This window comes from Hymenobacter fodinae (assembly GCF_004745825.1).
Taxonomy (GTDB): domain Bacteria; phylum Bacteroidota; class Bacteroidia; order Cytophagales; family Hymenobacteraceae; genus Hymenobacter; species Hymenobacter fodinae.
Window position 1 is genome coordinate 464,561 of the sequence record NZ_SRLA01000004.1, and the last position, 21,458, is coordinate 486,018.

Genomic DNA, 21,458 nt, shown 5'->3' on the forward strand with positions numbered 1-21,458 from the left:
CCCACCCCTGCTAGGTGCAATCCATACTTGCTGGCTACAGCGCCAACAAACAGCCCATAGCATACAGGGTATAGGGTGTGCAGCGACAGGTTCACTGTAGGCTGCTCAACTGGTGGCACATAGCGCCGTGTCAGCCTATTTAATAGGCCTTGAGAGTAAGCATCAGCTAGCACATACGCTAGAAGCCCAAGTGCGCCAACTACTTCCATGTCTGCTGTATTGCGACGGTCTGATCGTATCCTTCCGCATTAGTAAAGGTGTAGGTGGTTGCTAGTTCCTCTGCCTTGGCAGCGGTAGCTTCCTCCCGCACTAGTTCAGGGTCGCGTTCTACGGCGCAGCTAGTGGCACCAGCGGCTAGGAGTAGCAGGGCAACCACAGGCACAATGTCGGTTTTCGCCGAACGCCAGTACACGAATACAAACAGCGCAACACACGATATAGGCCACCAAATAGTAGACAAGTCGCCGTGCCGCTGATAGTCGGTGTAGGTGAGTACAGCGCCCACTATGCCAATTAGGGCAATAGCTAATAGGGTAAATTGAGAGCCTTTAGAAAGACGTTTCATAGGAAAGGACGTAAAGAGTGAAAGGGATTAGGATACTTTCTTGACCTTGCTAGCCCAGCCAGTCACCTCAAAATGAGGCAGGTCTTTAAAGGAGTGGAAGTTGCCGCCCCACGTAATACCCGGGTACCGTAGCACGTAGGCGGCGAACTTCTTGAATAAGGATTCCGACCAGTCTAGCACACCATTACCCTTATCAAAGGCCACATCGAAGGCCATAGCGGGCAGGTAGTTATGCGGACTCTGCCCCCCCTTGGCGTTGGTTACCTTGCGCTTGCCTTCCACCGGCCCGAGCAAGTAGAGGTTCAGGGGTTTGCGGAGTGCATTAACCTTTGCCAGGGGTTCGCGGCCTTGGGCGTAGAAAGCATTCTGCACCGCAGGGCTTCGATAGGTGAAGCTGAGTAGAGGTTTTGGCAGCGTGGGGTTGTCTTTAATAAACTGTGCTTTCGCCTCGGTATAGGCGTGCTGCAGCAGCGAATGGAGTTGGTTGATGTCAGCCATATATCAGAGGTTAGGAGTGACCATCTTTTCTTCGGGCTCCACTGCTGGGGTTATCTGTGAGGCATCATCTACCGCCAGGGAGCAGATAGCCGCAATACCCCCGAACAAGGCAGCAGCACAGGCCAAAATCGTTGGGAGCACCGGTGGCAGCTTATCCGAAATGGTAGCCACCGTGACCGTTAGCGTAGTGAAGGCTGCCGAGGCAGCAGCGGTGCGCTTCTGTACTTTCTTCCAAAAGGCAGGAGTAGGCAGCGAAAGCCTAGCTTTGATTTCGTCGAGCATTAGTGATTCGATTTAGTAGGCGGGTAGTTCTGAGGCCGGTAGGGAGAGAGCCAATCCGGCCGGCGGCTGGTAGTATCCACAGCGGGTTTATAGTTCACTTGGGTAGCGGGCAACTGTCCGTCATTGATGAATTGAGACGTGCGGCACCCCGTAAGCAGGCAGAGGCCGAGAACTAGACGGGTCATAGCCGCGGGGTTTGTCGTCGACGAATCAGCCACACAAGGCCGGCCACAACCAGAAAGAGCAGCAGCCAAAACCAGCTTTTTAGTATCAGCCACAGCTTGGCCCAAAAGCTGGGCTTCTCAATTCGAATAGGCTGCACAGTACCCTGCTTGATGATGGTGGGCACCTCTACCTTGCGCTCCTTGCTAATGGAGCTGACATGTACTACTCCAGTCGGGTCAACCCATGCCTTTACTATCAGATCGCCTACTTCCTGCTTTACTGTATCACGGCTGAGTAGCGGCCGTTCATGCAGGATTTTCGCAAGCCGGGCCTTGGTACGGGCTAGGTCGGCTATACTGGCACTGTCGGCTTGATGGAGTTGATGGGAGGCACTTTGCAGTAGCGAGTCGACCAGGGTTTTATCTGTAGCCGGCGTCGACTTGGCGGGCACCGTTACCGTGATGGTTTCGCCGGGCACCTTCACAATCACAGTCTTTTCAACCACTTTGGTTGTCTCCCCTATCAGGCCGGGGTTCTTCTCGACTAGCCCGGCCAGCTGCTCTTTGGCAGGCAGGCGGGAGACGCGTAATGCTTCATCGGCGGCGGCGCGTTCAGCCCGCTTCACAGAGCGTTTAGCAATCATGCGCTCTGTGCAAGATGAAAGTAAGAGCAGGCAGCAGAACAGGCGAAAGAGGTGTTTCATGGCAAAGTCAGGTTAGGGACGAGCAGCCGGCCGTGCGCCAACTGCAATGCGGATTTGGGTAAGCGTCTCTTGGATTTCGGCGCGCCATTTCTCATCCTTATCGGCCTTGGCCTGGATGGTCGCGTTAACAGCATCTAGTTGCTTGGCAACGGTTGCCTTGTAGTCAGCATCCTCTTTGATGTGAGTTTGCTTCCAACTTTTGAGGTCGGTCACATCTTCCCGTAAACTGTTCCCCCATCCCGCCACAGCCACCAGCAGGGTTAACAGCAAGGCCAACAGAGGCCAAGGAAGTGTTACAGTAGAATCATTGTTGATTTTGAGGCTAGACACGGGGTATACATGAGAGGTGGCACAAGGGCACTAGGTGTGGAGCAGGGAGTAGGTTAGGCAGTCTTGTAGAAGGCCGCATTCGGGCCGGAGGCGGTGAACTTGTCCACCCAGATAAAGCCAGCGGAGGTACCGCCCTTTCGCCGTATGGTCACGGTGCGGCGGCTGGCATCGGGGAAGTTGACCACGCACTGCACATCGGCCGTATCCTGCGCAGCGTACTGAACCGCCGTGCCTACTACTTGCCCGGATACCACTACTTCATATTCCCCGCCAATCGGGGTGGCCGGCGTGCTAACGACCAGCTTGTTGCCGGTCATGTCGAACACGCAGGAGGCTGTATCGGGCGAGCTATTGTTGTATTTGAGTATGCCGTTGTAGGCTAGCGCGTTATTGCCTGGAGCCCACGAGCCCAGGGGGTAGTAGCTCAGGGCCGCGTTATCATCATCGATCACCACTGAATCAGCCGCTACCGTGACCGTGAAGCTATTCGTGCTTACCGCCGTGCCACCCGGCGTTACCACCGACCACACGCCAGAGGTAGCCCCTGCCGGTACGGTGGTTTGAATAGCCGACCCGTTGTTGCTGTTGATGGCGGCCGTTGTGCCGTTCAGCTTGAGCGAGGTGGCCCCCGTTAGGTTCGTGCCATTGATGGTTACCAAGTCCCCTACCGCCCCGCTGGTAGGGCTGAACGAGGTAATAGTAGGCGCGGGCGTAGCCCCTGGGCCGGGCACCGTGTTGGTGACGATCTGCAGGATTTTCTCCCGCGCCATCGTGGCTATCTTCGCGTAGGAGGCATCATCCAAGTGGATGCCATCGGGATAGTTTATGCCATCAATGGTGTGATACGGCGCGTAATTGTCAGCAAAGTTGCGCCAGTTGGCCGCCATCTGACTGTTTACATAATCCTTGCGCGAGGTGAATTCAGCCTGTGAAATGCCGTAAATGGCATCATAGCGCGGCAAGATAGAGGCTACGATGACTTTGATGCCCTGCGCCCGCACCTGTTGCGCCTGGGCTACAATGGCGTCGTAGGCTTGCTGGGCCGATACCTCCCCGTTGGATAGCGATAAGTGGTTGGTGCCTTCCCACAGCACCATGATCCGCAGGCTGTAGGTGCCCGCCAGCATTTTCGGCAGGATTTCCCCCGAGAGGCGGGCCGTGAACTCGGTGGTTTTTTGCCCATCTACCCCGAAGTTTAGGCCCGAGTACCCGTTGCCTAACAGGTTCATGGTTTGGGCGGGGTAGTCAGTTTTAGATAGGTCAATCAGCCCGTTAGGGTGGCTGCCCGGTTGCCAGCCAGTGCTGCCCTTGCCATCGCTCAGGCTGTTTTCGCCAAAGCCAATGAGGGTCGGGCCGCTGGGGGCACTTCCCGCCTGCGTGGTGGCGGATACAGCAGCGGAATAGCCCGAATCACTGTACGAACCAGTACCCAGGGCTTTTACCTGCGCATAGTAGGTAGTCGAAGCGGCAAGACCCGTGAGGCCCAGGCTGGTGGTATTCGCCCCCGTATTCTGCGTGAATACGTTTTGAGTGAAGTTGCTATCCGTCGCTACCCGTACTTGATAGCCGCTGTTGTTGGCCACGTTGTTCCAGCTAGTGCCGATCTGCGAGGCACTGGTAGCGGTAGCTGCGAAGCCGGTGGGGGTAGCAAGTTGAGTGGTAGGTGTGGTACCACCTTGCAAGGCCTTGATGGCATTGACCAGGTTGAGGAAGTTATTGTCTACCTCATCTGGTGTCAGGTTGCGGTTCAGCCCGCTTCGATAAATGATGTCGTCGAGAAAGCCCATAGTTAGTCGTGGGTAGCTAGAAGTTGAATAGTGCCGGCAGAAGCCAGCAGCGCTAGCAGTCCGGTGTTTTTGAGGATTATGGTGCAGCCATTAGCTGTCTGAACTGGAGATGCGGCCAGTACCCACGTCATCCCAAGCAGGCTATTGTTGCCAAGGAGGGCACTGACCGTGTAATTCGCAGAAGGCATAGGCGTATCCCAGGTAATAGCCACCGGCACCGACGCGCCTACCGCCATAGCTGGCGTAACTACCCGCTTGGTTTGCTTGAAGCGGTGCAGGTTGTTGGCGCTGGTGTGTGCATTGAGATCGACACGCACCCCATCAGCCGTGGTCTTTGCTGTTTCCGCAGTGCCTTTGGCTGTGTCCGCAGTTACTTTCACCGCATCAATCCGGCCGGTCTGTGTGGTTAAGTCCGTCCGAATACCATCGGCCGTGGTCTTGGCAGTGGTAGCCAAGGTTTGCGCACTAGTGGCGAGAGCTTGGGCCCCATCGGCAGTAAGCTGTGCCGCGGCGGCCTGCTGCTTCACCTGCGTAATGCGGGCGAATACATCAGCCATGGTTACGTTATCCTCCTGAATCTCCGCCTGTAAGAGGTTGTAGAGTTCTAGCAGCGAGTGCGCGACACCGGGGGTATTGGCGCCCGTGAGCATTTGCACCGTAGGCACGAAGATTTCCTGATGGTAGGCGCTGATAGCATCACTAATCAGGTTGGGCACGGCTTTCTGCAGTGCGTCGTGCTGGGCCTGCAAAGCAGCGTGGTCCGTAAGCAGGTCGCCTACTACGTCTGTTAGGTCATCGAGTCGGCGCGTAACCCGGTTGTTGCTCATCCGCCAGTTGCGGGGCGGCATGGTTTCCTGGCCCGTGATGAGCACCCGGTACTCATCGAGCATGATCTGCATCTGCTCCTTTAGTTGCTCTAGTCGGGCGTCTACCGCGGGCGGGGGCATACCGACGCCATTCCCCTGCGCAACCTGTAGGCCTAGTTGCGTAGCGGCGGTGCTGAGTAGCTGCTTCTGTTTATCTCCGAAGGCCATTACGAACTCACGTATCCAGATTGTACATAGCCCGGCTGCACGTAGCCGTTTCCAGTTGGTGGCGTCACCACGGAGCCCGCAGCCCCGTTCCAAAGGGTCATCCAGATATGGTCGCCCGTGTTCATCTCCGCGGCCACTGCTGGCGAGAAGGTGATAGTGGGAGTGGCTAGCGTGAAGTCACAAGAGAAGTCCCCACGACGCTGGCGTAGGTCTTGGTTGTCATCCGCTACCACATCAAAGACTGCAGTAGTCTTAGGCAGTAGATTGTAGGTGAGCTGGCCAGCTACCCAGGTGATATCCCAGTTAATCGGGCCGGGCAGGTAGGCTTGGGCTTGCTCTAGCTGTGCAATGCGCTGCTCATGGTCTGTTATAGTGGCCGTGTGCTGAGCAACTGTATTTTCTAGCTCTACTATCCGCCCCCGTAACTCGGCGTCATTGTAGCCATCGGGGCCGCCCCCTGCTTCTAGCTCCGCGATGCGGGTTTCGTGCCCATCTACCTGATCCTCTAGCTGGTCTATCTGTTGCAGCAGAGCGACTAGCCCCGTTTCCACGCCGGTTATCCGACTCTTCAGCGGGCCATCATCATAGCCTAGGCGCGTCCAGAACTGCCCCCAGTTGGAGTAGGAACCGGGTTCAGCGGTGGCGTTATCTATGCCTTTGGAGCGGTAGGTAAATCCATCGGAGGCGTAAGAGAGAGTACCTTCTGGTTGTGGACCATGGGTAAAAGGCGGCGCAGGCGGGCCAGCATTCAGACCGTCTTGCCCCGGTTCCCCTTGATCGCCCTTATCCCCTTTCGGGCCGGGCTGTCCATCAGCCCCGGGTTCGCCCGGTTCGCCTTTCTCGCCCTGTTCACCTTGCGGGCCAGCCGGACCAATAGGGCCAGGCGTACCCGTGGCATTACCGCCTTTGTAGACTAGGCCAGCATCCGACAGGTCCGACTCTTTCCACCAGTACTCATCACCAGCTATGTTGACGGTTAAGCCATCATAACGCACCTGAGGCGGGACATAACTACATGCTTGTGCAACCGAATCATAGGGTCGGGACGGTGCCTCTCCTACCTGAGGAAGCGAGTAGTAAGCATCTACCGGGGCAGGGTTAGGTATGCGAAGGCCCGCGCCGGGTTGTAGTTCGGTGCTAGCCATTAGGTGGTAGTAATAAGGTGGCGGTGATTGCTCTGGTAAGGCACTGCCTGCACCTTCGCATACTGGGTGTAATTGGCAGGGGTGCCGCCCGCATCCTCCACACTCACCGTGGAGGGTGCGTAATCAGCCGTGATAACTTGGTTTAGATTATCCAAGTCCACTACCGACACCAGTTGCTTCCCAGGTGGTAGGGCTACCACGAATATTCTCTCTGTAGTGCCAGAGTTGAGAATAAATTGAGTGCCTTGATAGGTGAGCTGCGACCCGGCTAATGCCCGCACCTGCTGAGAGGTGGTTGGCACTACTGGTGTTGGGCCATAGAAAATGCGGTAATACCCTGTGTAGTAGATAACCCCGGATTGGAAACCCACCTCGGCGGCCTGGGGCGCGTTGGGGTTGCGCACTTGTGGAGCGCGGTCATCAGGAGTGTTCCCAGGGGTGATGAGTTTTTTCGGGCCAGCCGCATAGTCGGCTACCGCATACAGTCCCGAGGGCGTGAGGCTGCGCACCATCTGCACCGACACGGATAGCGGGTTGCTGCTACCTGCCCCGCTGGGCACTTGCACCCCGTTGCGGTAGATGCGTAGCTGACTGAGCGGCCCGGCGTCGCTTTGGTTGAAGCTGGCCTGCAGGTTGTTCGTAATGGATTCGCCTAGCTCCCCATCAGCCGGTGCGGATTGCCCGATGTAGATTCCAGCTGTACCGTAGGTGGGGTAGATGGATTCTATTCCGGCATCCTGAATAGCTTGTACAGCAGTCAAGCCAGTCCACGGGGCGGTCTGCCCGTTGGTGTATTTACCGAAGGACTTACCGTTACTAAGTGAGAAAGTAAAGGGGGTTAGAAAGGTATCTCCCCCGCCCCCTGTATTCTCTTTCCGTACCCACCGGGCTAAGGTTTTGTTACCCGTAAACGAACCATCCACCCATACATTCAGCGGGCCCGTGGGGTCGCGCTGCAGTTCGTATTCGGTATTCGATGTGCCATCCTCATCCGCCTCGACCGTAGCAGTAGCGCCTAGACTCAACAGGTTGCCATCCAACTGGTCGAGCGAGGAGGCACCTGGGTTATAGTCTGGTTGGGAAACGGCCTTATACTGCACCGATTTGCGCAGGTCCCGCCGTAGGTTCGGTCCAGGCAGGAACTTGGCGGCAGCTTGCAGTAACACCCCAGCAGGCAGCTTAAAACTGATGGGCTTGCCCGCGGCATCCACCCCTTCGACTTCAAGGGACTTGCCGAGCAAATCCTCCGGCAACGTGAGGCCGGGTAAGTCGTTGATGAATACCTTCGTTTCTGCCATACAGCACGAAACTACCCTTGCCCCTTCCCCACCTAGGGGCAGGGAGGGAACAACTTGTCGAATACCTCGCTTACCTCTTACTCGCTCACCGTACGGTAGGAGTTAAGCGAGGTGTAGCGCGGCCCCAGACTACTATAACGGATTCTGCCTTCTAATTCAGGAGCGGTGATATAGGAGCCTACAGCCAGCCGCCGAACGACAATGGTGGCGTGCATGCTACGCTCATCGTGTTGGCAGCTCACCACCAGAAACCGTCCGTCTTCATCGTAGGGCGCATCCACCATGCATCCCACCCCCAGTCGCCACACCCCCGGCCCGCGGACCGTACCCGTCATGCCCACCCCGGGTACCGTGCGTAAGTCCATACGCTCCACTGCCGCCGTTTCTAAGAGAGGAAGCGACAAGGGAGTAATGCCATTGGATAGGCGCCGCACCCATTCTACGGTTGCAGTCCTAGGAGCTAAGCTCAGCGCATGGCGCCACGCGTCCACATCCATCTGCGAGATGGGCGCGGGTAGCCCGTTCGCCAGGGCTAGCCGGGGAATGTCCGCGTGCACGAGTTCCACTGGGGGTAATTGGTAGTACCCCCGCCGTTGGTTGATCGCCGTGAACTGGTCTTGGTCGCCCCAACTCCGGGCCGCTGGTATGACGGCTAAGCGTATGTATTCTACTAGCACACGAACCGGGTCAGCGGTCGAGGATGCTGGGCCACTAAGGAGTTCGGGAGGGAGTAGCTTTACCCGTAGCTGTCCTTCGCCTAACCCAGCAGGTAGCAGCGTTTCCTGCGTGCTCATCTTCGCCGCCGACTCAAACTCGAAATTGAGAATATCGCCCACGGGTACTCCGTCTACGCTAAGTTCTACGGGCAAGCGGACGACCCGCTTTTCGGGCACGGGTCCACCAGGGTAACTGGTTTGAGCGGGAGTGAACGCACTAATAGACAGCCGCATCGGGCTCAGGTCCTGCCCACTGAGCAAGCGAACGGGGGAAGAAAGCAGCCCGGTAATACTACCCGGCAGGACAGAGCGTAACTCCAGCCAATAGCGCTTTGCTTTTTCCGCATTGACGCGCATAGCCACAATCCCCCCGATAGGAGTCCAGTTCAAGGGCCTGCTCTCGTCTGCGGCCCACGCCTGAAAGTCTGAGTTCTCCAGTAAGCTTTCTTCCAACTGTAACTTCACCGTGGCCTGCACCACGGCAGCCGGGGGAGTTAGTTCAAGCACCTGTCCTGCCTCTATCCAGAACAAATCGTGGTCGGATTCCACCATACCCGGGGGTAGAATGTGAAAGGGCTCTACGATAACGGGCGCAGGCATGGGCAGTCCTTCCCCGGTAAACCCACGGCGCACTGGTTGCCCGTCAATTTCGGGGATGGCTTCTAGCCACCACGCTCCATTGCGTTGGCACAGCTGCAGGAAGAACGGCCGCAGGATGGCTTCGAGCACTTCCCGGCAAGTCGGTGGCTTTAGCTCATCCGTGCCGTAGGCGGTGCGGTGGGCCCATGCTTCAAGCAAGGGTTCTGCTACCTGTGACATCGTGGTTTCCCGCAGGTTCCCTGCTACGTACAGGGGTAGGTTGACATCACAGCGAGACAAACAGTGCAGGATGGTCGAGAGCAGAGGTCGTCTCCCCCGCATGGGCTTGGCCTCGTGGTTGAGGAATTCAATGGTGTCCAGCGGTCCTAGTCCATCCGACGCCATGACGGTCACCTCCTGGCCAGGAGCAAGTAAGGGTTCGCGGTAGGTTTCCGGGGCGACATACCCCCGAAAGACGAGTTCATTGGTAGATGCCCGGTGAATATCTACGCGGTGTTGCCGGTCATCCCGTAGGCTTAAATCTGCAAACTGCTTCGCGCGCTCCGTGCGTAGAGTGAGCGTAACCTGTTGCCCGATGACTTCCGGGAAAGCTCCCTCGGGGTCGTTACCGGCCCCCTCCTGCCCTCGTTGTACTGGTTCTGCTCCCCCGCAGATCGTTTCGACTGCGCCTGTAAAGCCTTGCTCCAGAATAGTTACCCGCAAGGTGTTCCCTTCTAGGTCATCTACGGGCAGCACCCACCGGGGGCGGTAGCGGTCTTCGATTTCAATAGTCAACGAAAGGCTACGCCCCGCGGCATCGGAGAGGGTAACGGGATACTCGCCTTCCGCTAATCTGTTGAACTGGCCGGTGTTGTTCACCAGATCACCCACTTGGTAGCGGATGGGCGGCGCGGGAGTCTCCGCTTCCAACCACAGCCTACCTGTTTGGGTACCTGCTTCGTCAATATCGGTTTTGATGTAGTTGAGAAGCGTTAACTCCCCAATCAATACATCGGTAGCGGGTACAGTTTCCTCAAACCGAATCCCCCCGTTGCCATCGTGGTAGACGCGACGCAACGTTCTGCCATCGGGCAGGGTGTACTTATCAATCTGTTCCCGAATGTTGCGGGAGAAGAACAGTCCTCTCTCTCGTTCGTCGGTAACAATCACATACTCCACTACCTCCCGGGTAGACAGGCGGTAAAAAGAACCCCGCCGTTCGTACGTTATGCCCAGGATTTCGCCGGTCTGGTCGTTGGTTTCTACCAACTCAAACACCGTCCACTTTAGTTGGAGTTCGTCGTCTGTATCCCCGATCCCTCCTAGCGCTGGGTCCCTAGTTGTGATGGTAGGAGCGAGCGTATTACACCCAGCTCCATCTTCTACCGCCACCGTGTAGGTGCCATTGAGCGGGACTAGGAACGAGGCATAAGCACTCCCAAAGTTGTTGGGGGCTGGTATGGCTTGTGGGTTTTGCCCTGGCAGGGTAAACGTGATAGGGTAAACACTGCTGTTTGCATATAACTCCAGCCGCCATTGTTTGGGGTTGCCCTCTACCAAGGTAGCGGAGGGTTGCGCTACTGTAAGGTCACACCCTCTGGGACAAGATGGGCTATTATACACTGGCTCGTCCACACTGATCTCGCCATTGCCCGCATACCGAAATACCAAGAGCGTCCCATATAACGCCGTTGGGTCAGGGTTTGGCCCACACAGTTTTCCTATCTGACTATTTACGGGTAATTCAAACGGGCTGCATTCAAACGTTTCTTCTGTTACCGTTCGCACTGTAAAAGCCCCGTCATCCCAGTAATCAGATACTTGGGTGTACTGGCCGTTAGTTTCCTGACAGGTGCGGCGAAGAAGAATAGGATCGGGCATAGAGTAAAACTACCCCCATGCTATGCCGGGTTGACGCAGGCCCCAGATAACTTGTCGAATACCTCGGGCTACCAATAAACATCACTACAGCGCTCTAAATGCGCATTCCCTCTATGTGTAAACTTTTATTCCCTATATGTGTAAACTTTTTGTATCTTTGTATCGTATTAGTGCTTGTATCATCTTTCAACTAGGCCAAAACACTCCGCCTATGATAAAACCTATTGAGGTCTCGCTCTCCGATGAAGCCGATGAGTTCATAGAAGACCTACCCGCCACCGTTCGCAAGCGCTTCACTGCTGCCTTTGACAAGACCCAATTAGGGATCAAAGGAGATTGGTTCAAGAAGTTACCTGATACCGATGACATTTGGGAGTTCAGAGTAAATGGAGCCAATCACACCTACCGCGTTTTCGCCTTCTGGGATACTCGCGGAGACACAGAGACTTTAATTATCTGCACCCACGGGTTAGATAAGAAGTCACAAAAGACCCCTGTGATGGATATATCCAAAGCAGAAAGGTTCAAATACGATTACTTCCAGAACGGCCCCTCCTAGTGAGGGGCCCCCTCTGCCCTTAATACCCCCGCTCTTTTGTCCCACTTACCCTTGTTCGGTTCCTCCTATGAATGATTCACTCAAAACCAAGGATGAGGCCATACGCCCCATTCGTCTCAAAAAATTCAATGACGTAAAAGATAAATACGTCGGTGCTTCTGGCACTCCCGAAAGGGAAACTTATGAAGCAGAACTTTCAGCTGAAATTGCTGAGACAATTAAATCACTACGAAAAGCCAATAAGTTAACCCAAGAAGAGCTAGGTGAGAAACTAGGTGTTAAGAAATCACAAGTATCACGCCTCGAAAGCTCTACTGCTAATATCACTATTGATACCTTACAGAAGGTAATCAGTGCCTTAGGCGCTAGACTCGAACTCAATATTATAAAATAGAGTAAGTTTTTTTGCCCTGATTTGTCATTAGGTAATGACAAGATTTTAAATATTCTTTTCTCGCTTTAAGCTCAATGAATGCACATTAAAAGGAGTAGAAATTTAGTCTAAGCAATAGACCTTGCGCCGATCTACTAATTAGTGGGTCGGCGCTTTTTTTATCAGGAATAGTTATGTGAATTAGGTTGCAACGAAACTGATTTAGTCAGGTCGGCGCTTTTTCGTATCGTTGTACAAACTATACCCATCTATGCGTCTACTTGCTCTATCCCTTTTACTTACTCTTGCGGCCTGTGGTGGCAAGGGTTCCGACCCAGCGCCCGCGCCAACCCAACCAACTCCGGCGCCAGTACCCAAAGAACACACGCTAGAGCTAACCTATTCCTTACGGTCTAATGGAGATGCCTCTCAACTACCTAGCGAGTCGCCCACTATTACAGTGGTATTGCGAACAGTAGCTCCTATAGCTACAGGTGGGTTTGCTTACCAACCTGATAAGGTTGTGGCCGAAATTAAAGATATAACCACTACCGCAAAGAAAGTGGCTCTACCTAAAGTAACAACCTACGCGGGTGCTCCAGAGCCTTTACTGATTTCAACGGTCACCGTCAAACAGGTCCCGCAAGAAGGATTTCGTCTAGGATATGCAGTAGATGGATTTGCCACTACCGATGGCGTCTATGACGGCACTACGTTGGCAGCTTATTACACAGCTTTCGCGGCCCGAAATCAAGGCACACCACTTACTCATAAGGTAGAACGCAAGATTCTTCACTAGTCTTTTATGAAACGCCTAGTTATACTTTCAGCCTTGTTGGCATCTACTGGTATTGTGGCAAAGCAGACACCACTTACAGTAAACTCGAAAGAGCCATTTAAAGGCGCCAACATTATTGTCATTCAAGCCCCCGATAGCGCTAGTGTGGCCCTGCAAAAGTTTGCGCGCGTCTTGGTTGAGCAAGGATTTTCGGTTGATAAACTTGATCTTAAAATAGGCTACCTAACTACTGCGCCACGCCCCTATGGGCAAATAAGTCCAGCCGAGTATACCTATCGGGCGGTGGTTAGCCCCTCAACAACCGGATCAACCTTGGCTGTGACTGGTTCCTATACTGTTGTGGTTGGCCTTCGTAAAATGAGTGAAGATATGTTCTGGGCAAAAGGTAACCTAACCCAAGGCAAACAGTGCTTTACGACTATAGAAAAAGCCACTAAGGCGTACCCTAGTGGCTCTATACTCTACAGTAAGAAGGACTAACCCCCTTCAATTAAAGCGCTTCGTTCTATACTGGTCTACATTGAGAACCCCACGCAAGCTGGGCCCGTCTTGCCGTAGCGTAACCGGAGCAAACTCCACACTAATCTTTAACTCTTGTGGCTTTACCGATGCAGGGGCGGGTGCCACCGCACCCCCCGATAAAGCCCCAGGTGAAGCACCGCCAGACCCCGTAATTCCTCCTAGCTTCGCGGCGCTGCTTTTCGCTACCGCAGAGGCAATTCCTGCCAACGCCACCAGCCCGATGCCCGCTGCTATCGCCAACGGGCCACCTGCCGGCCCTTTGAACAGCGTGTCTAAGGCGAGCTTACCAATGCCGATGGCAATGAGCTGCTTGCCAAAGTCCGCCATAAAGCCAGCTAGTGCCTGTAGAATTCCACCAAATACGATGGACAACCCATCGCCTATAGACGCTCCGCCTGTCACGATTGCCCCTGCAGCTTCCCCGATAGAGCCCGCAATGCTACTCAGGGCGTTAGACACCGGCCCGGCGAGGTTATCAAACAGGGCTTCAATCTGTTCATTGAAAACGGCCATGCGCTCTACTGTGTAGTTCGACATGCCAGTTACCGCATTCACGACCCTGCTAGTTGAATCCTGAACAACCTTGCTGGACACCTCGAAGTTAATGTAGTCAATTGCTCCCAGGTTAAATGGTTGACTCACAGCCGTGCGGAACCGGTCTAGTTCGTTCCTCTGTTGCGCAAACACATCGGTACCAACCCCTTCGAACTGCAAGGCAGGTAGTGGTGGTAGCGATAAGGCAGGAATAGTATCAGGAAGGTGAGTAAGAACTTGGGTAACCCGCCCAATGGAGTCATCAAATGCTTGTGTGTTCAGGGCGGGTACACTCCCATTTACTGCTTGCGTCAAAGCCGCCCGTAAACGCGCCAAACTATCCAGTGGAGCGCTAATATCCAGCCCACTCACAGGGTCTAGTACCACTCCCTGCGAAGGCAGTGTATCAACTGCCGCCACCAGCTGCTGAATATTCTGAATAGGAACCGTTATATCCAGCCCTTCCAAACCAGGCAGGTCTTCAACGGCAATCCCCGTAAGAGCACTCAGTTCCTGCCGGACTTTTTCTAAGCTGGTCAGCGGCTGGCTAATATCAAACGCCCCGAGTTGTACGCCCGTCAATGAAGAGAGTGTATTCTTTAGGGCCGCAATACTCTGGATAGGTTGCGTTACGTCAATCGCACCTGCATCTGGCAGGTTTGTTAAGCGCGCGGCTAACGCTTCGAGCTCATTTGCACTGGCTGTAAATCCAGTGGTGTCCAGCGGGGGCACTCTAAACCCAAGCCGGGCGAGTTGCTGCTGAATGCGTTGCGTAGCGGAATCGTCTAGCGGGTTTACCTCTACGGTTACCGCCGCCTTTAACTGCGACAGCCCTTTAGGCAACGACGCAGCCACCTCCGCATAAGCAGCAGGTAATGCGCGCAGTTGCGTCAGCAAGCCCTGTACTTCTTTGGATTGAGGGGCAAACCCCGCGCTTACCAAGGTTCTAGCACCGGCTTCCAGGGCGCGAGCCCGTTCTGCCGTGTAGTCATAGCTTTTACCCAAGGACAGCGACAACCTATCTACTGACCGCAGGCTCTCTTGCACCTGGGTATAGGCTTTCGCGGCTTCACTATTGGCAACGCCCAACGCCTGCAACCGCTCTATCTGCTTCTGAATGGCGGCGATGGTCTTATTATACCCCTCTACTTGCTCTTCTGTAGTGGCTGCTTTCTGGGCATCCTGTGCAGCCTTCAGCTTCTTTTGCAGTTCATCCAGCAGTCCATTTAGTTTACCAACCGGTTTGCTGGTTAGCGCGGCTACACTCGATAGACTTAGGAAGGCATCAGGGTTTAGGTTGAGCTTCGGGTCAAAGGTTTGCTTGCTGATGGTTACGAACGTAGCGCGCAGACTTTCCATTTCCTGACGCGTATTGCCAACAGCGAATTGCAGATCGCTCACCTTGCCCTGCAGAGTGCCTACTCCATCTGATGCAGCAAGTGCCGTTGTGCCAACCGAAGTAAAGCCAAGTGCCAGCGCCGCCGTCCCCACGGTGCGAAGCCCACTCCCCAACGGCTCAAGTACTGCTGAGAGCTTATCGCGCAGCGTATTACCAAGTTGCGCGGCCCGGTCGCTAATCTCATCCCAATTCTTGTACAGCAGCACGCCAGCCGCTACTAATCCAGTAATAGCCAACACAATTGGTGCGACAGGACCCAGAATAAAGGTCCATGCTGCCCCAGCAGCCGTTCCTACGGCCCCAAAGGCAGTGCCGAGGAACCCCAACCCAGCAACCACGGCTGGCACCGCCGCCCCAACTGCTCCAATGGCTAATACAACTGGGCCAACGGCCGCGGCTAGGCCTGCTACGACGAAAATAGCCTTCTGAATCGGGGGACTTAAGGTTGAAAAGGCCTCTGCTGCGTTGGTAATCGCATCACTAAAGGAATTGATTATTCCCTCGACGTTAAACGCCTTGTTCAGCGCGGCTCCTACTGTGGCCGCAGACTTTGTAACAGAGTCGCTGGCGTTTTCAAAGCTATTATTCAGCCCGCCTACCACGGGTGGTAACTGGCTTAACCCTGTGATGATAGTATCAACTACTTTCTGGGAGGAAATACCCAACTTCTGTAGTTCTTCGCTGCGCGCTGTACCAAAGGCCTCTTTGAGCAACGGCGTTACCTGCGGAATTGCTTCCTTGATGATGTTCAGGTCTTCCCCCAAGGGGAAGTCTGTATTCGCGAGTTGTTGCAGTCCATTTAGAGCGCGACCAAACTCCTCCCTGCCTTTGCCTACGGTAGCAACAGCATTACCGAATGCTTTGATTGACTGCTGGGCTTTTTCCGCCGAGAAGCCAATGGTTTCTAGGTTAATAGCCCCCTGAACAGATTCCTTTAACCCCAAGCCGGGCAGCTTGGCAACTTGATTTAAGTCCGCAAACTGCTTGGCGGTTTCAGCCAGAATTTGCTGCTGGGAAACTAGTGGGTTCTGTGTTCGCAGTGTCTGCTCAACAACTGCTTTCAAGCCATTTTGCAATGACTCAATGCCCCCGGCTGCTTTCAACGAAGCGGCCCCCGCTCCCAGGATAGGTACGGTTAACCCCAGGGTTAAGCCTTGCCCCACGGATTGCAAGCCAGCGGCTTTGCTGGCTAGCGACTCAAAGCCGCTCGATGCCTTTACAGTGGCCGAACCCAAGTCGCCTGCTGCTTCTGCGGCTAATTTAGCCGAGGAAACAAAGCGCCCATTACTGTCGCGCAGACGACCAGCAGAGTCAACGGTTCGGTTTAACGCTTTATCGAAGTCGCTTAGCCCCCCATTTGCGGCCCGTTGCGCGGCAATACTAACCCCACCCATGCTGGCAGCCGCAGCGGCGGCGGCTTGCCCCATACCCTGCATGGCACCCTGTGTTACTGCGCCAGCCTTCACCGCATCCGCAGCGAATGACTGCACACTGTTAGCCCCCTTGGCTAAGCCGCGTTCTAAGCCGCTGGTATCGGCGCCTAACAGGATATTGAGTTCTTCGGTCGTAGCCATTAGTTCGGGCGGTAGTAGTTACGGCTGGCCATGCGGGCCAGGAATTCAGTATCAGTTTCCTTGGGTTTTGCGGGAGCAGGGTCGGTCGAGAGGTCGAGTAGGCGCCGGCCTTTCAACTCCTTCTTCAGGTCCACTCCCCAGAAAGCGGCCATCCACTCGCCATGCTGGCGGGTGCGCTCCCACTCTCTTGTCTGGCGAAGCTGATAGCCACGGGAGGCGCGCTCCAGATCGTTCCACGTAAAATCTGCCGCCCAGAATTGATCGGGCAACAAGCCAAGCTCGCCAAGGGCGTAGTCTAGCAAAGCGGCCCACGTCTGAGGTGGGCCGCTTTGGGTTACTTCGTCTTGGTCTTGTTGACTGGCTGCCCGGCGGCGTTTCCCGCAGGAGGGTCACCAGGGGCGGTTTGGTTGAGGGCAGCTACTACGGCAAAGAACCGCTGCCACTCCGTAGCTGGCAATTCATCTACGGCAAACAGCCATTCGTCCTCCTCTACTTCGAACGCTACCTTATCTCGGCGGGCTCCTGCCTTTAATGATGACAGCAGCCAGTCACGCAGTAAGTCCTGGTCCTGGATAGCGCCGTTGCTATCAAAGAGCGTGGCCATTAAGCCGCGGTACTCCGCCAACTCAATGCCGCGCATCTCACACAGGATGCGGCCTTGCACGGTTGTCCCTACAGAAAATGGACGCTCAGCTTCTAGGATGGTGAGTTTACCATACCCCCGGATTGCCAGATCACTCATTAGACTTAGGCGTTGGGAATCAAACCATACGGACCATTGCCCGTGAAGTCAGCCGACCAGGTGCACACACCTGCTTCAGGCTTGCTGATGGCCAGGTTCGACAGGTAGGCTTTGCCACCATACCGCTCGCCCAGATCACCGCCGAGGGTAAAGTCAAAATCTAGCTCTGTGCCATCCACTAGGTAGCTCAGCAAGTCCTTATAGGAAATGTTAACTGCTTCTTCGGCCGTGGGGAACACCCGCACAATGGCGCCAATAGAACCCGACCAGCTACGCTCGCCAGGGCTACCTTGGGCCCATCCGCCCGAAGCAGAGCAGGTGGCGGGGTCAATGGTACGGGATACAGTTACGTCCATTGACTGGGCGCAACCCACGACAACGTCGTTTAGGGAGGTTACCACATCCGTGGCGTTGATGATAGAGGCCATGAGGCGAAGTGATTAAGAGTGAAATTCTAGGGTAGTGCGCAGGCGGTAGTAGCGGTGTACATCCACGGTTTCCTTCGCTGTGTCGTCGGTGACGGTACTGGCTTGGGAGAGGAATACCGGGCTCATCTGCCAGCCTTGCGTAAGCGGAAGGCGCTGACCTCCTAAACGCTGCACGAGTTCCGCCCCGAGCTGCAGGGCGGGTAGTTCATTTACCTGTCCGCTGACAGCGAAACTGCTGACGATATCTACTAGTAGGGTGCAGTCCCACCGTTCACAGCCAGGCAGCCATGGCAAAGGGGTAGCAACCCACTGACTTAGCAGGATGTAGGTTGTTCCACTAGCCCCCTGCACAAACACTGGGGCCGCAGTACCACCTCCCCCACTGAGATAACCCGGCCCCACGTACCCCACGCTTACATACCCACTTCCATCCCCAGCCACCAAAGGAGGTGCGGTAAGGGCGGTGTAGATCGCAGTTTGTAAGGGTATCTGAGGGTCGTGCACTAGCAGAAGCGTTTAGCGCGGTAAGAGTCGACGGTGAGCACACCACGAAGGGCGGGGCCATCCATCGTAAGGGAGACTGGCTTGATCTCGCCATGCACCTCAAGTGGCTTCTCTTTGCGGAGCAGGCAAGAAGCGAGCAAGTGCCCGATTCCTAACCCCGTCAGCAGGCAGCCTAGGCAAAGCGAGAAAATGGCGTAGTCCTGAGTCATAGCAGCTTGAAGCGGATAGCCTCTTTGAGTTTTTCAATAAAGCGCGGGCGGTTCAGCTCGAAAGCTCGAAACAGGAACCCCGTGCCAGGCCGGCCGCGGGCGCCGAGTTCCACCCAAATGGCGTACTCGACATCACTGCCCACCGTGCGCTGCAGGGGGCCCGGTTTGTCCGCGTGAATAGAGGCCCGGAGGCGTCCGGTATCCACGGGGGTTAGCTCTTTGGCTGTAGATTCAACTAACAGAGCCGTTTCATCAAGCACCGTTTCTACCCGAGCTTTCGCCCCGAAGCGAAGAGCATTGAGCTTATCAATCAGACTGGCGGCCTGTCCGTTGTTAATCTTTATCGACACCATAGAGCACAGCGTGGTCACGCTCCAGCGTGGGTTGCACGAAGGTTAAGGCCATGCTGCGACCCTTCCAGACCAGCCGTTGCAGGCGGCTGACATCCGGGCCGGGGTTCTGACGCACCACAATGCGGTACACCGTACCCCCTTGCTCCAGACCTAGCCGCAAGGCCTCCGTTCCCCGCAGGGCTTGCACGTTGGCGTACACGGACTCCTCTTTTTCAGGGCCAGTAGCCGTTGCGCCAAAGGGCCCTTGCGTCGAAGGGCCCGGCGTGTAGAGCGTTACCCGCTCGGTCAATTCACCAGCTGCAATGCGTCCCATATCAGACTAGAATAGGGCGTATATCCAGCGGGGCCAACTTCTGGCGGTAGCTCACCGGTAGCTCACGAGAAGCTATGCCAGCGGAAGAAGAGGTTTCCCGGTTACGGTACCACTCCCCCGTTAGCTCAAGAATGGCAATCTTCGCCAGGGCGGGGCACTGGGTAGCCAAGGAATCATCCAGCGTGACCGTAACCGTGTAAGTTTGCGTAGCCGCTTCCCCCACGGATAGCTCCCGGTTGATGGTAGCTCCCTTGCGGTACTCCTCCCAGTTGAAGCCTTTCAGGTCGTCTAGACTCTGGAAGAACCCACGAACGGTCGTAGCCGTGGCGCCCGCAGGCAACGCGTACGGCTCCCGTAGTTCGTAGGTCAGTTCCAGCGTGCGACCACCCGCGAAGTAGCGCCCGGTTCCACCCTCACAGGCTTCGCGGGCGCTACTCAGCAGCAGCTGCAGGTACTCCACTTCTGCTTTGGCCGTATCATCCGTGCTGGTCAGCAAGGATTGCTCTAACCGCAAGTGATTCAGCACGACGCTCATCGAAACGGGCTCCGTGATGGGGTCAGTAGTGGATAGAACAACGGCGGTGGGCATGGGGGCTTACTCGGTGTCGGTTGGGGAATCGGACTTGGTTTCGCGGCCTTCGCCAGGCTTGGGCTTCTTCTTGCCCTTTACCGTTTCGGTCGTAACTGGCTCAGCGTTGAGAGCATCCGCCGCAGCTTGCAGAGAAGCGGCTAGGGCTTCACCCGTTACCACAGTGGCTCCGATAGCGTCGGCGGCTTGCTCCAAGGAAGACTTAGGAGATGACTGGTCAGACGACTCAATCACAAGACCTTGCTCAATGAGTTCGTGGGCGCGGTGAGCCGAAACGGATTTCGTTTCACCGGCCCGCCACATCCCCTCGTTACCATGAAAGGATGTGGCGGCGGTTACGCGTACCATCGTTAGGCGACAGCGTTAGCAGCGGCAATAGCCGTGTCGAAGGTGCCTTTCACGAAGGAAGCGGGGCGGTACACCGCTTGCATCAGGCGCTCTTCCAACACGACCGTTACCAAGTTTTTGATAGCGTCGTCTTCGTTCTGGTCGAAGATGCGGATAGTCAGACCCTCGCGCTCGTACACCTGTGCACCACGGTCAAATGCACCCACGAGGAATTCACCTTCGTTCATGGCATCTACTTCCACGATCTGCACGCGGCCAACATTGGGCAGGGTGCCCGTCAGGACGGTGGGGAGCAGGTAACGACCCTCGGCGTCCTTGGTCAGTTCCAGGGCAGCCACATCGTCGGGGTTCATTAGGATAGCCGTAGCGCGGAACTTAGCGCGGCGCACCTGAGCAACGGCCATGCGCAGAATATCAATGCGCTGAGGAGCGTCTACTTTGATGCCACTGGCGTCGAACGCAGTGGCAATCGGGTAGATACCCTGCAGGTGAGTAGAGGTGTTGTCGCCGTACAGCAACTCAGCATCTTCTACATCCTTGATGGCTTCAGCTGCTTGGGCCTGCATGTACGACACGAAGGCAGGAGCGTCGGCTACCAACTCCGTGGAGAGCTTGAAGTACACGGGGATTTTCTTCACCGTGCCGATTACCTCCTCGAAGGTGAACGACATCTGTGGCTTCTTCACGCCTTCTGCCGTTACAGCAGGGTCACCTTCCTGGCCGATAGCACGGGGGTAGGTCAGCGTGTTGCTGGAAAGGTTGCCAGCGGCAATCAGGTCGCGTACGTGCTGGAAGGCGTTTTCACGGCCTACCAGAGCACCCGTAGCGGTCGGGATGATACGGCCAGGCAGCGTAGCACCCGTGAGCATCGTCACAGCAGCTTTAGCCGACAGGTTGAACTCCACAGCCTTGCCACGCTCACGACCTTTTACCTTGTCGATCTGCTCGGTGTACTCTTCCAGAAAGGACTTGCCTTCGAGCTCCGAACCACCAGAGAGCTTGGCGCGCTTAGCAGCGGTAGCCATCTCGTCAATGCGGTCGTTGATTTCTTTGGCCTGCTTTTCAGCGTTTGCCTTGATCTCTTCAACTGCCTTCTGGGTGTCTTCTGCTGTAGCTTTAACATCGGTGGTGGCCGCCTCTACAGCTTGCTTTACAGCCAGATCAATAGAGGTTTTTACCTCAGCTTTCAGGCGGTCAGCCGCCTCTTTCAATTCTTTTTCGTCCATGAC

At 55.6% G+C, this 21,458-nt stretch carries 26 protein-coding genes; 4 read left to right on the forward strand and 22 right to left on the reverse strand.

Features of this window, described 5'->3' with window-relative positions; genetic code table 11:
• Positions 1 to 199 precede the first annotated feature (199 nt).
• From EU556_RS19720 to EU556_RS19770, 11 genes are all read right to left on the reverse strand, one after another.
• Positions 200 to 565 carry a hypothetical protein gene (locus EU556_RS19720; protein WP_135435853.1) on the reverse strand — a complete coding sequence of 122 codons (366 nt, stop codon included), beginning with the start codon at positions 563 to 565 and terminating at the stop codon, positions 200 to 202.
• Positions 566 to 592: 27 nt separating this feature from the next.
• Positions 593 to 1,063 (reverse strand): M15 family metallopeptidase, encoded by a 471-nt coding sequence (locus EU556_RS19725; RefSeq protein ID WP_135435854.1) that lies wholly within the window; start codon positions 1,061 to 1,063, stop codon positions 593 to 595.
• 3 nt (positions 1,064 to 1,066) lie between these two features.
• The gene (locus EU556_RS19730) at positions 1,067 to 1,345 is read right to left on the reverse strand and encodes a hypothetical protein (RefSeq protein WP_135435855.1); all 279 of its coding nucleotides are present in this window, start codon (positions 1,343 to 1,345) and stop codon (positions 1,067 to 1,069) included.
• A complete protein-coding gene (locus EU556_RS19735) occupies positions 1,345 to 1,530 on the reverse strand; it encodes a hypothetical protein (protein WP_135435856.1) in 186 nt (61 codons plus the stop codon). Before EU556_RS19735 ends, EU556_RS19730 begins: the two co-directional genes overlap by 1 nt.
• The gene (locus tag EU556_RS19740; RefSeq protein WP_135435857.1) at positions 1,527 to 2,213 is read right to left on the reverse strand and encodes a hypothetical protein; all 687 of its coding nucleotides are present in this window, start codon (positions 2,211 to 2,213) and stop codon (positions 1,527 to 1,529) included. The genes EU556_RS19735 and EU556_RS19740 overlap by 4 nt, the downstream gene beginning before the upstream one ends.
• 12 nt (positions 2,214 to 2,225) lie before the next feature.
• Positions 2,226 to 2,426: a hypothetical protein gene (locus EU556_RS19745; protein ID WP_135435858.1), complete on the reverse strand. Its 201-nt coding sequence runs from the start codon at positions 2,424 to 2,426 to the stop codon at positions 2,226 to 2,228.
• Between the two features lie 170 nt (positions 2,427 to 2,596).
• Positions 2,597 to 4,330, reverse strand: coding sequence for an IPT/TIG domain-containing protein (locus tag EU556_RS19750; RefSeq protein WP_135435859.1), 1,734 nt, complete (start codon positions 4,328 to 4,330; stop codon positions 2,597 to 2,599).
• Between the two features lie 2 nt (positions 4,331 to 4,332).
• Positions 4,333 to 5,364, reverse strand: a complete 1,032-nt coding sequence (locus EU556_RS19755; RefSeq protein ID WP_135435860.1) for a hypothetical protein — start codon at positions 5,362 to 5,364, stop codon at positions 4,333 to 4,335.
• On the reverse strand, positions 5,364 to 6,509 hold the full coding sequence (locus EU556_RS26135) for a collagen-like protein (protein ID WP_167855647.1): 1,146 nt from the start codon (positions 6,507 to 6,509) through the stop codon (positions 5,364 to 5,366). The genes EU556_RS19755 and EU556_RS26135 overlap by 1 nt, the downstream gene beginning before the upstream one ends.
• A complete protein-coding gene (locus EU556_RS19765) occupies positions 6,509 to 7,807 on the reverse strand; it encodes a hypothetical protein (RefSeq protein ID WP_135435861.1) in 1,299 nt (432 codons plus the stop codon). The genes EU556_RS26135 and EU556_RS19765 overlap by 1 nt, the downstream gene beginning before the upstream one ends.
• A 77-nt stretch (positions 7,808 to 7,884) precedes the next feature.
• The gene (locus tag EU556_RS19770; protein WP_135435862.1) at positions 7,885 to 10,983 is read right to left on the reverse strand and encodes a hypothetical protein; all 3,099 of its coding nucleotides are present in this window, start codon (positions 10,981 to 10,983) and stop codon (positions 7,885 to 7,887) included.
• 211 nt (positions 10,984 to 11,194) lie between these two features.
• Here EU556_RS19770 and EU556_RS19775 point away from each other — a divergent pair, with 211 nt between their 5' ends.
• From EU556_RS19775 to EU556_RS19790, 4 genes are all read left to right on the forward strand, one after another.
• Complete coding sequence (locus EU556_RS19775; RefSeq protein ID WP_135435863.1) at positions 11,195 to 11,542, forward strand: type II toxin-antitoxin system RelE/ParE family toxin; 348 nt, start codon at positions 11,195 to 11,197, stop codon at positions 11,540 to 11,542.
• A gap of 67 nt (positions 11,543 to 11,609) precedes the next feature.
• A complete protein-coding gene (locus tag EU556_RS19780; protein WP_135435864.1) occupies positions 11,610 to 11,936 on the forward strand; it encodes a helix-turn-helix domain-containing protein in 327 nt (108 codons plus the stop codon).
• A 502-nt stretch (positions 11,937 to 12,438) separates the two neighbouring features.
• A complete protein-coding gene (locus tag EU556_RS19785; protein WP_135435865.1) occupies positions 12,439 to 12,714 on the forward strand; it encodes a hypothetical protein in 276 nt (91 codons plus the stop codon).
• A 6-nt stretch (positions 12,715 to 12,720) separates the two neighbouring features.
• Complete coding sequence (locus EU556_RS19790) at positions 12,721 to 13,194, forward strand: hypothetical protein (RefSeq protein ID WP_135435866.1); 474 nt, start codon at positions 12,721 to 12,723, stop codon at positions 13,192 to 13,194.
• A gap of 6 nt (positions 13,195 to 13,200) precedes the next feature.
• On the opposite strand, the gene EU556_RS19795 is transcribed toward EU556_RS19790, so the two are convergent.
• From EU556_RS19795 to EU556_RS19845, 11 genes are all read right to left on the reverse strand, one after another.
• On the reverse strand, positions 13,201 to 16,743 hold the full coding sequence (locus tag EU556_RS19795; RefSeq protein WP_135435867.1) for a tape measure protein: 3,543 nt from the start codon (positions 16,741 to 16,743) through the stop codon (positions 13,201 to 13,203).
• The gene (locus EU556_RS19800) at positions 16,743 to 17,012 is read right to left on the reverse strand and encodes a hypothetical protein (protein WP_135435868.1); all 270 of its coding nucleotides are present in this window, start codon (positions 17,010 to 17,012) and stop codon (positions 16,743 to 16,745) included. The genes EU556_RS19795 and EU556_RS19800 overlap by 1 nt, the downstream gene beginning before the upstream one ends.
• A gap of 65 nt (positions 17,013 to 17,077) precedes the next feature.
• Positions 17,078 to 17,485, reverse strand: coding sequence for a hypothetical protein (locus EU556_RS19805; RefSeq protein ID WP_135435869.1), 408 nt, complete (start codon positions 17,483 to 17,485; stop codon positions 17,078 to 17,080).
• Positions 17,486 to 17,490: 5 nt separating this feature from the next.
• Positions 17,491 to 17,913, reverse strand: coding sequence for a phage tail protein (locus EU556_RS19810; protein WP_135435870.1), 423 nt, complete (start codon positions 17,911 to 17,913; stop codon positions 17,491 to 17,493).
• 12 nt (positions 17,914 to 17,925) lie between these two features.
• On the reverse strand, positions 17,926 to 18,354 hold the full coding sequence (locus EU556_RS19815) for a hypothetical protein (protein WP_135435871.1): 429 nt from the start codon (positions 18,352 to 18,354) through the stop codon (positions 17,926 to 17,928).
• 62 nt (positions 18,355 to 18,416) lie between these two features.
• Positions 18,417 to 18,626 carry a hypothetical protein gene (locus EU556_RS19820; protein ID WP_135435872.1) on the reverse strand — a complete coding sequence of 70 codons (210 nt, stop codon included), beginning with the start codon at positions 18,624 to 18,626 and terminating at the stop codon, positions 18,417 to 18,419.
• The gene (locus EU556_RS19825) at positions 18,623 to 18,997 is read right to left on the reverse strand and encodes an HK97-gp10 family putative phage morphogenesis protein (protein WP_167855649.1); all 375 of its coding nucleotides are present in this window, start codon (positions 18,995 to 18,997) and stop codon (positions 18,623 to 18,625) included. The genes EU556_RS19820 and EU556_RS19825 overlap by 4 nt, the downstream gene beginning before the upstream one ends.
• Positions 18,960 to 19,292: a phage head completion protein gene (locus tag EU556_RS19830; RefSeq protein WP_135435874.1), complete on the reverse strand. Its 333-nt coding sequence runs from the start codon at positions 19,290 to 19,292 to the stop codon at positions 18,960 to 18,962. The genes EU556_RS19825 and EU556_RS19830 overlap by 38 nt, the downstream gene beginning before the upstream one ends.
• Before the next feature lies 1 nt (position 19,293).
• Positions 19,294 to 19,881 carry a head-tail connector protein gene (locus EU556_RS19835; protein ID WP_135435875.1) on the reverse strand — a complete coding sequence of 196 codons (588 nt, stop codon included), beginning with the start codon at positions 19,879 to 19,881 and terminating at the stop codon, positions 19,294 to 19,296.
• 6 nt (positions 19,882 to 19,887) lie between these two features.
• On the reverse strand, positions 19,888 to 20,229 hold the full coding sequence (locus EU556_RS19840) for a hypothetical protein (RefSeq protein WP_135435876.1): 342 nt from the start codon (positions 20,227 to 20,229) through the stop codon (positions 19,888 to 19,890).
• 2 nt (positions 20,230 to 20,231) lie between these two features.
• Positions 20,232 to 21,455, reverse strand: a complete 1,224-nt coding sequence (locus EU556_RS19845; RefSeq protein ID WP_135435877.1) for a phage major capsid protein — start codon at positions 21,453 to 21,455, stop codon at positions 20,232 to 20,234.
• Between the last annotated feature and the right edge of the window lie 3 nt (positions 21,456 to 21,458).

What these genes read in the sequence shown, in the direction of transcription:
- EU556_RS19720 (WP_135435853.1), bottom strand. Translation starts at nt 565, where the DNA reads ATGAAACGTCTTTCTAAAGGCTCTCAATTTACCCTATTAGCTATTGCC.
- EU556_RS19725 (WP_135435854.1), bottom strand. Translation starts at nt 1,063, where the DNA reads ATGGCTGACATCAACCAACTCCATTCGCTGCTGCAGCACGCCTATACC.
- EU556_RS19730 (WP_135435855.1), bottom strand. Translation starts at nt 1,345, where the DNA reads ATGCTCGACGAAATCAAAGCTAGGCTTTCGCTGCCTACTCCTGCCTTT.
- EU556_RS19735 (WP_135435856.1), bottom strand. Translation starts at nt 1,530, where the DNA reads ATGACCCGTCTAGTTCTCGGCCTCTGCCTGCTTACGGGGTGCCGCACG.
- EU556_RS19740 (WP_135435857.1), bottom strand. Translation starts at nt 2,213, where the DNA reads ATGAAACACCTCTTTCGCCTGTTCTGCTGCCTGCTCTTACTTTCATCT.
- EU556_RS19750 (WP_135435859.1), bottom strand. Translation starts at nt 4,330, where the DNA reads ATGGGCTTTCTCGACGACATCATTTATCGAAGCGGGCTGAACCGCAAC.
- EU556_RS19755 (WP_135435860.1), bottom strand. Translation starts at nt 5,364, where the DNA reads ATGGCCTTCGGAGATAAACAGAAGCAGCTACTCAGCACCGCCGCTACG.
- EU556_RS26135 (WP_167855647.1), bottom strand. Translation starts at nt 6,509, where the DNA reads ATGGCTAGCACCGAACTACAACCCGGCGCGGGCCTTCGCATACCTAAC.
- EU556_RS19765 (WP_135435861.1), bottom strand. Translation starts at nt 7,807, where the DNA reads ATGGCAGAAACGAAGGTATTCATCAACGACTTACCCGGCCTCACGTTG.
- EU556_RS19770 (WP_135435862.1), bottom strand. Translation starts at nt 10,983, where the DNA reads ATGCCCGATCCTATTCTTCTTCGCCGCACCTGTCAGGAAACTAACGGC.
- EU556_RS19775 (WP_135435863.1), top strand. Translation starts at nt 11,195, where the DNA reads ATGATAAAACCTATTGAGGTCTCGCTCTCCGATGAAGCCGATGAGTTC.
- EU556_RS19780 (WP_135435864.1), top strand. Translation starts at nt 11,610, where the DNA reads ATGAATGATTCACTCAAAACCAAGGATGAGGCCATACGCCCCATTCGT.
- EU556_RS19790 (WP_135435866.1), top strand. Translation starts at nt 12,721, where the DNA reads ATGAAACGCCTAGTTATACTTTCAGCCTTGTTGGCATCTACTGGTATT.
- EU556_RS19795 (WP_135435867.1), bottom strand. Translation starts at nt 16,743, where the DNA reads ATGGCTACGACCGAAGAACTCAATATCCTGTTAGGCGCCGATACCAGC.
- EU556_RS19805 (WP_135435869.1), bottom strand. Translation starts at nt 17,485, where the DNA reads ATGAGTGATCTGGCAATCCGGGGGTATGGTAAACTCACCATCCTAGAA.
- EU556_RS19810 (WP_135435870.1), bottom strand. Translation starts at nt 17,913, where the DNA reads ATGGCCTCTATCATCAACGCCACGGATGTGGTAACCTCCCTAAACGAC.
- EU556_RS19820 (WP_135435872.1), bottom strand. Translation starts at nt 18,626, where the DNA reads ATGACTCAGGACTACGCCATTTTCTCGCTTTGCCTAGGCTGCCTGCTG.
- EU556_RS19830 (WP_135435874.1), bottom strand. Translation starts at nt 19,292, where the DNA reads ATGGGACGCATTGCAGCTGGTGAATTGACCGAGCGGGTAACGCTCTAC.
- EU556_RS19835 (WP_135435875.1), bottom strand. Translation starts at nt 19,881, where the DNA reads ATGCCCACCGCCGTTGTTCTATCCACTACTGACCCCATCACGGAGCCC.
- EU556_RS19840 (WP_135435876.1), bottom strand. Translation starts at nt 20,229, where the DNA reads ATGGTACGCGTAACCGCCGCCACATCCTTTCATGGTAACGAGGGGATG.
- EU556_RS19845 (WP_135435877.1), bottom strand. Translation starts at nt 21,455, where the DNA reads ATGGACGAAAAAGAATTGAAAGAGGCGGCTGACCGCCTGAAAGCTGAG.